Origin of the sequence: Barnesiella propionica (assembly GCF_025567045.1) — a bacterium.
In the GTDB taxonomy this organism is placed as follows: domain Bacteria; phylum Bacteroidota; class Bacteroidia; order Bacteroidales; family Barnesiellaceae; genus Barnesiella_B; species Barnesiella_B propionica.
The window spans coordinates 140,179-152,488 of sequence record NZ_JAOQJK010000001.1; the positions used below are offsets into that span (position 1 = coordinate 140,179).

Below are 12,310 nucleotides of genomic sequence, written 5' to 3' on the forward strand. Positions count from 1 at the left end.
GATTAAAGCAAATTTCGCAAAATCTTTCTATACAAATCCGTATTTAACATTGTAGCATCAATTACGATAACACCGTACTTACGCATTCTGTTCTATTTAAACTTCCACGAATATAAATGCCCATATTTGTTCCACTGAAAATTAAATTATAATATATTATTTGCTCTATTACTCAAAAAAATCGTTGATACAGGTCTCAAGAACAGATGGCTTTCACTAATATGTAAAAAGTAGCTCCAATTAAAATATATTCATCATCTTAATAGCATACAAGCAGTTATTTGTCAATTTAATAAACCCGAAGCAAAATTATCAACTTCATCTCCGGGTTTATTTCCCAATTCATAACAACTGATTTTATTTATATTTTGCCGGTTTAGCTGTAATGTTCCGTACAAAATAATCTTTTATACGGGTTTGTTGCTCAGGAGTCGTAGTCAGGTAAACATGTTTGCCTTGTTCATTTTCTTTAAAATGGCTGACTCCTTTTTCATCTATAGAAACGAATCCTTTCGGTGATTCATGAAAAAAAGCACTGTCCGGTTCCATTACATATAAAACAGCCGTAACATCCCAGGTAGGGCGGTCATAAGGCATTTCTGCATACATAGAATATCCATCGACCATGGGATGTTTCGGCGACCACTTAAAATCATTCTGTATACTTTTTCCGGGATAAAGAATCTTTTCTCCCAATTCGTACGGAGTAAATACAATTTCAGTCGGCCATTCAGTAAATACTTTTTGAGCAGAAGGAATATCCATCAGTACGTTATATTCCGAATAGTCATCTTTATCAAAACAACCGGCCATTACAGAAAGTAATTTTACTTTTTTGGCAATTAGTTCCGAGCCGCTCAAAGAAGAATATTCATCTGCAGGAGTATCCAGTAAGCGAACAAGATTGGTGGAAAAGCCGACAGATATAACAGTAACGGAATTATCAGGCTGTTCCGATAATAGTTTCCGGTAAAGTTTCGATGCGTCCGGAAGCGATTCATAATCGGTAAGTGTTCTCTCATATTTGGGCTGTCCGTTTTCTTCCATCATACAAACTTTGGTCGTAAAATTCATATCATTCGTATCCAGTGTTTCCCCTTTCTTCAATATACCGACGGGAATCTCCGGATAACCGTACCACGTTCCCATAATATCAATATATTCAGGAGCATAACGATAGTCCTTGTTCAACATGATCGCCAATATGTTTACACGACCTTCGTCTTTATATTTATATAATAAATCCAACGCCAATGCATCGTCCACATCGTTTCCCATATCGGTCTCGAAAATAACATTTACCGGAGAAACGGGTACTTGTTGTTCTTTTTTTCCGCATCCCAGTAAAAAAAATCCAAGACACATAAGTATTACTATTTTGCTATAACTGTTCATATTTCAAAGTTTTAAATATAATAAAAAAAAATATTTCGTGATATTAATTCTTTATCGTGCGCTTTTGTCCATTTTAAATACCAATGTTCCTCCGGCCATGATCTCTTCATAAGTAATTTTGAAATCTGTTAAGTCGGCACCATTTAGTTTGACCGATTTTACATATTTATTATGATCCGACAGATTCTCTGCGATAACCGTAAATGATTTTCCTTCGGGCAGCTCTATCTTTACTTTGGGGAGCTGCGGCGCACCGATAACAAACTCACCACTAACCGTATTCACCGGATAGAATCCCATCGCACTAAACATATACCATGCCGACATCTGCCCACAATCATCATTCCCGCACAACCCGTCGGGTTTAGGCATATAAAATTTATCAAAAACTTCGCGTATCAGTTCTGCTGTACGATAATTCTTTCCTGCCATCGTATACAGGTATATCACATGATGGCTGGGCTCGTTTCCCTGCGCATATTGCCCTATCAGTCCTGTGACGTCTCCGGTAAACCCGCCCTGCTCCGTTTTATTTGCCAATATAAAGAGCGAATCCAGTTTAGCCGTGAAAGATTCTTTTCCACCCATAGCCTCTATCAATCCGTCAATATCCTGCAGGACATGCCACGTATATTGCCACGCATTGCCCTCGGTATAATCACCCCCCGCCGTTCCTGCATGCGACAAATGATACTTATCGAAAGGAGTACGCCAGTTTCCTTTCGAATCTTTACCCCGCATAAGTTTTGCAGACGGGTCGAAAAGACTTTTGTAATAACAGGAGCGTTCCATAAAAAATGCATAATCTTCTTCTTTTCCCAGTTTTTGCGCTAACCGGGCGGCACAATAATCATCATATCCGCATTCGAGTGTTCGGGAAACCGATTCTTCAGGAACTAAGTCATACGGAAAATAACCATACCGGTCATACATTTTCCAGTCATATTTGCGATGATATCCGGTAAGGGATTTTTTCACCAGTTGATACGCTCTCTCATAATCGATACCTTTAAAATTCTTCAAGCAGGCTTCTGCAACTACAGGAACTCCGTGATTACCTATCATGCAGTATGTTTCCTTTCCCCACAATGCCCATATAGGCAGATAACCATAAGCCTCGGCATGCAAAAGCATCGTATTCACCATATCCGGAACCAGTTCCGGAGTAATGATCGTATACATAGGATGAGCAGCCCGGAAAGTGTCCCATAAAGAGAACGTAGAATAATATTTTCCGAACGGAGACATCGAGACAGAATCCGTTGCTCCCCGGTAAAAACCATCCACATCGGCAATATTAGAAGGTTGTAACATTAAATGATAAACCGAAGTATAAAAATTTTTCTTCTGATCTTCTGTACCTTCTACTTTTACGCGTGACAAGTATCTATTCCATTCTTTGTCTGCATTATCTTTTACTTTTTCGAAATTCCAGTGATCCAGTTCTGCTTCCATATTTCTTTCGGCACCTTCGAGGTTTACCATCGAATATGCTATTTTCACCTGTAATTGTTCCTCTTTTCCTGTATCGAAACGGAAAACTTTTTTAGGAGCTTTACTATCCTTTTCTCCCGTAACATCTTTCACAGAAACAAACGGGCGATCAAACTTCATGACAAAAAACAATTGCCGTCGGGTCCAGGCACGAACAATCTGATGACCTACTATCGTACTATCGTTTTTTATCCGAACATCAGAAAAAACCACCCGGTTGTCATAGTCTTTCCGGCTACCGACAGATCCACTCTGAAAATCTATATAAACCGATCCTTCCTCACCCTCAAAAAAATACTTGTGCATCGCAACATGAGGAGTCGCGGTCAGTTCTATTCTTACCTTATGATCCGTCAATTTTACCCCATAATAGCCAGGAGTGGCTTTTTCACTTTTCTTATCATAACGGCTTTGAAAAGCATCTGCAGGTTTCCCTGAAAAAGGCATCATCAACAAATCCCCCATATCGGGAACTCCGGTACCATTCAGTCTGTTCTGCGTGAAGCCCCAGATTTTTTCATCTTCATAACGATAACCGGCGCAATAGTCCCACTCAAAATTTCCTGTTTGAGGACCCGGCTGCATCATACCAAAGGGATAAGCGGCGCCCGGATAAGTATGCCCTGTATATGTAGTTCCTACAAAAGGATCGACATAATCACAATAATTAATATCTTCTCCCTTTTTCGAAATACAACCGGAAATCATCAGCACAGACAGTGATAATATAAATACAGATCTCATGGACATCTCAATATTAATATTTTACAATCAATTTCTTTACAATTTTTCCTTTATCCAAACCTGAGATATTCACCAAATACAGACCAGCGTCAAAACCGTTTAAAGGAATGATAAACGTATATTCCCCGGAAGAGGAGCATTTACCTGATACTTCATATCTTTTTATACCTTGCAGATCGTTTATCGTAATAATTATATCTTGAGGAAGCATAGTCCTAAAGCTAATCCGGATCTTATCTTTCGCCGGATTCGGAGCAATTTCGATATTCGACAATACAGCTTCAGGATCGAATACAGACAACATTTCGGACACAGGAACAAAATACCATTGCTGATTATCACTACCTGTTATATTGTTATTATATTCGATAGCATTTGTCCCATTCTCATAATTACCTCCGCTGTTATTGACCGATTTACCCGTTCTTTTATTAACTATACCATACATATTACCGGTATTCACGGGTTTTATATACCATTGCTGATCCGGATTGTCATTTTCTGCCGAAGTTTGGATTAAATTTATATTTTCATCCGTTCTTGTCATTGCCAAACCCGAATTTTTATTGATTATCTGAAACAAGTCCCCTTCTATCTGTTTCATTTCCCACAACTGAGCATCATTATTTTCCAAGGGTTCCCACATAACCAGTATTTCATTAGCGTCCAACGAATTCTGATTAACACTAATCCAGTTTCCTGTTTTTTTATTTTTAATCGCATAATAATAATTGTCAGGAACAAAAGGTTCGGAAGGTTTCTGCGGTTCAGCAGAGAAATTTTCCGTCAAGAATTCGATTCTTTTCTCCACATAGGATTTAAGATAATCGATACCTTCCTGATACGTTTTAAATAAATAGTTTTCTAAATAAACTTCTTTATCGAGAATATCCCAGGTCTCGAAATTTCTTTTCTGGGATGCATCGATCAACTGTGCGGTCTCATCGATATATGAAAGCAACGAACCGGATAAATCGTCTGCAATAAGCTTCTGCCATCGTCTGCATACTGCATCCCTGAACCAATCATCGCGCCATAATTGATGTATCCATTCTTTAGGATCCCAGGCTGCATCTCTCATAAATTTACGAGTCGCATCCCCCAACCGTTTGTCATTGTTGAAAGCAATATCATAATCCCATAACGGCCCGTAATATAACTTGTCATCGGAACGTTTTTTATAAAAATACGTACTCCAGAAAGAATCGGGATTGCCTGTAAGCTCGCAAGCGATATACCAGTTAACAAGAGAGACCGTATCTACCATGGCACGATATCCTTTTTCCGGATCGGCAAAATCGGCGGAGAAAAGCCGTTTCTCATAATCGGCAAAATATTTTTTGATATAAGCAAGCTGAGTACTGTTGATGACATCCGAGTCCGGAGACTTTACCACCAGCTTCATACCATGTTCTGTGAGAAACCATACCGGTTCGTCGGTCGGATCACCGGCCTGTTCAATCAGATACCCTCCTGTAATATCAGGTTCGGTTATCTCCGTACCTTCCTGTTCCACAACATTTACACGGTTCTTATCTACCTGTATCTGGTCGGTAAGCATATAATTACCCAGATAAGTCCCATTGAGCACGACATCGACAAAACGTACCGAAGGAGTAAATTCAAATCCCAAAATCGTACTTATTTTAAAAGCTAAAGCATTCCTTATAAGCGTTTTATCTGCATAATTGGCCAAAAGAACCCAACTTTTAGCTTTAGCCGGCAAATTCAAGACATTAGCCTTTTTATCGAATTTTATCCTATAAGCCTTTTTATCCATCCTGAATGTCGAATTTCCACGTAATCTGATTCCGGCAATGGCCGAAAGCTCTTCGGTAGGATCGGAACTTTTAATTACGACATTTCCGGAAACATAATTTTCCTTATCAACCACAGGCGCCCCGTTCTCGGTCGTAATGTATAAAGTGGGCAGATTGGTAAGTTGCTCTTGAGCAAAAGACTGAGTTACATAAAGCGATAAAGCAAATATTATACTCAATAAATACTTACCTGATTTACCTCTAATTATAGTCATGATATATAAATTTTATTTACTTCAGCAGAGAAGTAATCTGGTTAATAATACGTTATTATTTTTTTTCTGACGAAATTTCCCAAATATCCGTCCTGAAGGGACAAGCCGGAAGCCCCTCTTTATTATATAAATTACCATCCGGATTGTTGCCCCAATCATAACGGACCGCTACAGGATTTTCTACCCGGTCACTATAAACGATGACTTTATCTCCGGAAATATACGCCTTAGCCCAAACAAAATTTTTATCGTTTCCGGCAATGGAAAATCCACTCAGATAACCGTATTTATTACGTATATCCAGTCCTGAACCTATGTGATCGAAGGTAATAGTTATTTTGTTCCCTGTTACTTCGAACGACTTAAACACCGGCCCCGAAACTATCAGATCTTCTCTTCCGTAATCGTTCTTCAATGCATGAAGCGCCAACCGTACTCCCACATCTTGTTTATTTCGGGGATGGATATCTCCGGCATCCCCAATATCTATAATGACGGCTTGTCCTGTTCGGGGTAAAGAGAGCGTCATTGTTTGTGCTTCTCGCAATTCGGCCCAGGAACTCTCCCGGGGCTGCTCGTCCGACGCCATATAATTAGCTAATTGTACCCAATAGAACGGGAATTCATATCCCCATTTATTTCTCCAATCGTTGATGAGAGTCGGGAATAAGGTCCTGTAACTATAAGCATCCTCTGCATTATTCTCTCCTTGATACCATATTACCCCTTTCATTGCCAGCCTCACAATAGGATGAATCATGGCATTATACAACAATGAAGGATAAAAATTGGGAGATGTCGCCGTATAATTATATTTTTTGTTCGACTCGGCCAGCTTATATTTCCAAATACCGGATAAAAAATACTTCTTTTGGTCCACTTCCAGATAAACTTCTTCCGGAGTTCCGTACACGCCTCCTCCGGCGGCCGTATCAACAATACGTACACTTATACGGTTAACTCCCGGTTTTAACACGCCAGGAGAGACATTATACAATCTGGGAATATTGTATCCTTCCGTAGCCCCTACTTTTACACCGTTAATCCATGTGTCGTCATTATCATCTATTTTTCCAAGACTTATTAACGCTGGTTCGCCCGTTACAGATTCCGGCAATAAAAGATCGTACTGGATCCAAACCACTCCGTCTATATTCTCCAAATCAGGAACAGTCCATATCTGCGGAACCGGTAAATCCCCCCACCCGGAAATATCGGTAGACGGATTCTGCCAGCCTTTCTGTAATCCCAAATCATTTTTAAGGGCTGCATCATACAGAAGTTTATTCTTTATATTTTCAGCCAGAAATTTTTCAGGGTCAGATTGCCTGACCGCATTATATCTTGCCATAAATTTATCTGGCAGAGCATTAAAAACATCCGGACTAATCCAGGTTTCTATGTCGGTCCCTCCCCAAGATGAATTTATAATCCCAATAGGAATACCCGTTTCCTGATATAATTTACGCGCAAAGAAATAAGCAACAGCCGAAAAATCTCCAACAGTAGACGGAGTGCAAATATCCCAGTGACCTTTAAAATCAGGCTCCGGCATAAAAGACATTTCATGGACTACATTGAAAGACCGTATTTGAGAATAATCTGCCGTACACATTTCTTTTTTTGCGTTCATCGAGTTCGATACGATCCATTCCATATTCGATTGTCCGCTACATAACCACACATCTCCAATAAGAATATTTTCTTTCACCAGAACATTTTTTTTACCACGAACTTCCAAGGTATACGGTCCCCCATAAGTCATAGGATTAAGAATAACCTTCCAGTTTCCGGCCCGATCGGCTATGGCCGTTAATCTCTGGCCGTTGAAAACAATTTCAATCTTTTCGTTCTTATCTGCCCATCCCCATAACGAAACCGGTTGGTCACGCTGTAATATCATATTATCCGAGAAAATCGCCGGCAACCTGACTTCCGCAAACAAAAACGATATTCCCCAAAAAGCAAATAAAAGAATCAATAAAGCACTTTTTTTCATGGCATTATGCAATAATAAGTATTTAAAACAAGCAATCGAACGGGATAAATTCTCCTCTATTTTTTAATAATAGTCTTGCTTACCTGTAAATTGCCAACATTAATTTTAGCAAAATAAAGACCTCTATCCATACCGGACATGTTCACAGGAATTTTGACATCTCCTTCCTGACGGGAGCCATGTGTAAATACTTGTTGTCCCAAACTATTATACAATGTCACCGATATGTTTTCCATAGCGGGAACATTGAATGAAATCGCCGATTCAGTATCCACCGGGTTAGGAGAAACAGTCACGTCAAAAGCCGAGTTTTTTGCCGATTCAACACCGTCTGACTGATTACTGCTATATACACGAACATAATCGACATACATATCTATAACTCCGTCATAACGTGATAAATCAACAGGCCACCCTCCACCGGTTGAAAGATTTATCATAAAATAAAACGGTTTTGTTTTGGATATAGGCAATACTTCATGTCTTGCTACTTCAATATTGTCACAATAATAAATTATATCCGTTTCCGTAATCTTACAGCCGTAGATATGCAACTGATCATACCAGGGTGCCAAAATATTATAATTATACATATCTATAAGACCTTTAGTCTGGTAGAACTGGTCACAAATTTGTACCGGCTTTCCGGTTTGATTCCAGGCATGAGAAGTCACACGATACAATTGTTTGCTGTTGGGCGAACCGGGACCTTCTCCGCCATATGCCTCGATAACATCCAATTCGTCGCAAGGTTCCGTTTTAATGCTGATTCTATCTTTAACACTTAACAACCAGAATGAAGGCCATGAACCCGGAGCATTCGGCCCAATAAAACGACATTCGAAATAACAAGGAGCTTTAGCCATAATTCCGCGATTGTTGCTAAAGAGGGAGGATATTAACCCTGCACTGTTTTTATTGGCATCGGCACGGATACGTAAATAAGAATCTACCTGGCTGAAAGGATTATTCTTGTGATCAAAACTTGTAAATGGTATAGAACTGAAATCCTCCTGTCCGTAAGGAGGTTTATGGTCATAATAAGTATGTTTTGAAGGATCAACGCCAATGGATAATTCTGTATCAAAATCGTCGGCAAATACTAATTTCATACCTGCTGCTGCAGGAGGATCCGCAGGCAGTCCTTCATTCCAAGAGACTCCTCCCTTATTATATAACTGTAAATAACAATTATCCCTGTATGATTCACTATTCGTACCGGAAATTCTTATATTAAGCGGGCCATGAGGATACTCGTCCGCCGGAAATACAATGGTTCCCGCACCTTCGCTGTCCAGGGCCACCGTACCCACAAGTTCATATGTGCCGTAACCGGTTCCCTGTTTCCAGCAATGAACTTTTACTTCCGAATACGTAGGGGCGGAAATATCTATAGTGGTATTCCCCTGAATATCGGAACAATAAGCTGGAGACTTTACTCCTATGAGACTGGCTGCATAAATGCTTCCTGTCATCAACAATAAAATTAGAAATAAAATAGTTTTTTTCATGATCGGCAATTATTTAATTGTTATAATTTATTTTTCCCCGGTTTTATATCTTTCGTAATTTCACCTCCAGCCCATTTTAATATGATTTTCAGAGGAACATTCGTCTGAACGGAAAGTGAAGGTTTATCGGTTTCTTTATTTCTTTTTTTACATAGAATATCAAGCAGCCCCCCTTGTCCGAAAGGATATTTTTTAACTCCGTATTCATCGGTCAGACGTACGTCAATCAAAAGGGTGTTATCAGGCACATCGGGTCTGATCCCGAATATATATTCAAATAAATCGGAAGTAGGAACCAACGCCGTCCAACCTAAAAACTCGCTCAGGCTCCTGCCGCCAACTGCTTCCGGAGCATAATTCTCCCACAGCTTTCCAGTCTCATTAAATACTTCTACAACATTCAGCACATGATTCATAGCTATTTCATGAGCCAAAGCATTTTCTCCGAATTTTGTAAGACCTTTCAGTACCATATAATTGGTAGAAGCCCATATAGCACCTCTCCAGTATCCTCCATCGGCATCATAACCCGGTGCGTCTGCCGACAAGGTAGGAACACGATGAACTCTTTTAAATTTTTTCGGATCGTTCAGATGTCCTATGAACCGTTCTTTCCCGTCTGCCGGAACAACATCGGCCAATAAACTCCAATATGCTGCTATACTTTGTACATAATTTAAAGAACCGTCCCTGTACCGGTCATAAAAGAATGCGGTTTTGTCATCCCACATATTTTTCTGTACATACTGTGTCAACATTTTCACTTCATCTTCAATGTCTTTAACATCATTTTCGCGACCCAATATACCAGCCATCCGGATCAGTATCTTACCACAAAATATTTGTTGCATATTGATATCTATCCAGGACATAAATCCGGTACTGAAACGCGGATCATACTGTTCTCCTTCCGGAAGCCGGGGCTGATTATCCATTCCACACCCCCAACCGCTTGAAAAATAAGAACCGTCAGGCCATGACCTGTAAGTCCTGTACCACTGGTAATAGGCAAGCAGGGGAGAGAAAACAGCTTTCAACCGTTCCTTATCTCCGAATGACTGATAATATTCCCATTCTGCCCAAGGCATTATATTAGGACCGGTACTGGAGACATCAAATTTTGCAAAACAGTCTGTTCCGTCATCCATGGATATTTCACGGCATATAAAACCATCCTTGTGTTGTTTACAATAAAAATTATCCAATGACCTGATATATTTGAATGCATTGTTCGCATACCGGCCATACATCGTCATGAAACAACCATCCCACATAAAAATATTTTTATTTACAAACGGTGGGAAAATATAAGGCGATACGAATCCGTTTTCTTTAGTAACCTGACGCATATTTGAAAAAGATTTCTTCCAGGTTTCCCAATAACAATTGATCACATCCGGTCTTGCCGGCCACGACGGTTCGGGAAGCAGAGGTTTAGCTTCTTCAAAAGCCGGAGGTTCCGCAAAATCTGCATCTATTTTTAAAAACTGGTTTTCTTCCACATATTTATTGGGAATGCTAGTATCAAAATAATGCTGACTATATGCCGTAGTACATCCGGCACAAATAAATAAAGCCAACATATTTATTAACGGTCTTTTCATCTCTCGTATATATTTATTTCTCTCAATTATAAATTTATCGTATTAAACACAAACAGAACAATCAGTCGGTAACGGTCGTATGCCATTCATCTACCCACATCATCGGCTCGATATTTCCATCGGCATCAAAAACCAATGGCCGTCCCCAGTACTGCTGATCATGCCCCTTGACATTATCGGAAGCCGACCCCCATAAATCACCCATCCAGATATATTCTATACCTTTAGTCGTTTCTAACGGCATTACGAAAGTTTGCTGGGCCGGGATCATTGGTGTAGAATGCGCCGGATCAATATTATTGATATAAGCAAATACCTTATCTTCCGGTTTTATAATTTTATTATCCGGACCGTACATGTTAATCTCATTAATGAATATCTCATTATAAGGGTAATTAGCGGATGCCTTGAGCATAAAAGACTTCAAGCCGGCAGCTTTAAATTTAAGCGTTATGATATTATACATAGAAGTACGTTCAACAGATGTTTCCGTCACTATCTCGTGCCATTCCCCATTTTGTCTGGTCAACAATTCAAATTGCGGTACCGCGATATCATCATGACGTTTAAGAGATAAAGTATCACCGCAATATGTGCCGGAACGGTTGCCGGTGAACTGATATATCTGCAAATGTTCTATCTGACACTCATTATAAAAATCGATCTGCACCGGACTAAATGAATTATCCGGTCGCCGGCCTATCATCGAATACATATTAGGAGCAATCATACCGTCGGTAAGCGCCGGAGCGGGAACACCCGGAAACCGGTTTATATTGCCTTTAAACTGAAAACCCGACATAGGTTTATCGGATATGTGTACCCTGACTCCCGAACCTTCGTTACAAAAACAGCAAGTCTGGTCGATCAGAAAATAATATTTGCCGTCTCTTTTAAACATGGCACTAGCTTCGCAGCCTTCGGTCAAATAGCCGCTGTTTTCTAAAGTCGATTTGAGATAATTATCACTTAGTTTTTCTATTGAACCTTTATGTCCTTCTATCGTATTATATAAAATATAAGCAGTATCATCATCATCTACGAAAAGAGCCAGATCTCCGACACCATATTTAGAATTCAATACTTTTACATCTGTATTAACGATTTTAAAAGGCCCCTCCGGCTTATCGGAGACTGCCACTCCGAATTTGCCGTCCCATAATACCGGATACCAGTTATACCACAAAACATATTTTTTTGTCTTTTTATTGTAAATAACATGAGGCCTGTAATAATAGCCTGACGGAGGATTTTCAAGTAACCGCCCTTCTCTTCTCCAATTCATCATATCGCTGGAACTGTAACACTGGTAATAACTATTCCGTGAAAAACCGGACGTATTTCCATAAGCGGTTCCATACCAGTAAAAACGGTTTCCGTACTTAACTATACGTCCGTCATGCGCATCAACAATGTTGCCGTCGGTGTCCACTCTGGACTTCAGATTATTGATAACGATCTCTTTCTGAGCAAGTAGCAGTCCGGAAAAGAAAAAAGAAAAAATAAGAATCAATATTTGTTTCATGTT

Annotated in this window: 7 protein-coding genes; all 7 read right to left on the bottom strand. The window is 39.7% G+C overall.

What is annotated here, in order from left to right; all coding sequences use genetic code 11:
- Positions 1–357 precede the first annotated feature (357 nt).
- The gene (locus OCV73_RS00675) at positions 358–1,395 is read right to left on the bottom strand and encodes a nucleoside hydrolase (RefSeq protein ID WP_208062395.1); all 1,038 of its coding nucleotides are present in this window, start codon (positions 1,393–1,395) and stop codon (positions 358–360) included.
- Positions 1,396–1,446: 51 nt separating this feature from the next.
- Positions 1,447–3,633 carry a GH92 family glycosyl hydrolase gene (locus tag OCV73_RS00680; protein WP_449500939.1) on the bottom strand — a complete coding sequence of 729 codons (2,187 nt, stop codon included), beginning with the start codon at positions 3,631–3,633 and terminating at the stop codon, positions 1,447–1,449.
- A gap of 13 nt (positions 3,634–3,646) precedes the next feature.
- Complete coding sequence (locus tag OCV73_RS00685; protein ID WP_147548374.1) at positions 3,647–5,668, bottom strand: CotH kinase family protein; 2,022 nt, start codon at positions 5,666–5,668, stop codon at positions 3,647–3,649.
- Between the two features lie 55 nt (positions 5,669–5,723).
- Complete coding sequence (locus tag OCV73_RS00690) at positions 5,724–7,667, bottom strand: sialate O-acetylesterase (RefSeq protein WP_147548375.1); 1,944 nt, start codon at positions 7,665–7,667, stop codon at positions 5,724–5,726.
- Between the two features lie 56 nt (positions 7,668–7,723).
- The gene (locus OCV73_RS00695) at positions 7,724–9,178 is read right to left on the bottom strand and encodes a T9SS type A sorting domain-containing protein (protein WP_147548376.1); all 1,455 of its coding nucleotides are present in this window, start codon (positions 9,176–9,178) and stop codon (positions 7,724–7,726) included.
- Positions 9,179–9,198: 20 nt separating this feature from the next.
- Entirely contained in the window at positions 9,199–10,782 is a 1,584-nt protein-coding gene (locus tag OCV73_RS00700; RefSeq protein WP_147548377.1) for an MGH1-like glycoside hydrolase domain-containing protein, read from the bottom strand.
- A gap of 61 nt (positions 10,783–10,843) precedes the next feature.
- Positions 10,844–12,307 (bottom strand): family 43 glycosylhydrolase, encoded by a 1,464-nt coding sequence (locus tag OCV73_RS00705; protein WP_147548378.1) that lies wholly within the window; start codon positions 12,305–12,307, stop codon positions 10,844–10,846.
- Between the last annotated feature and the right edge of the window lie 3 nt (positions 12,308–12,310).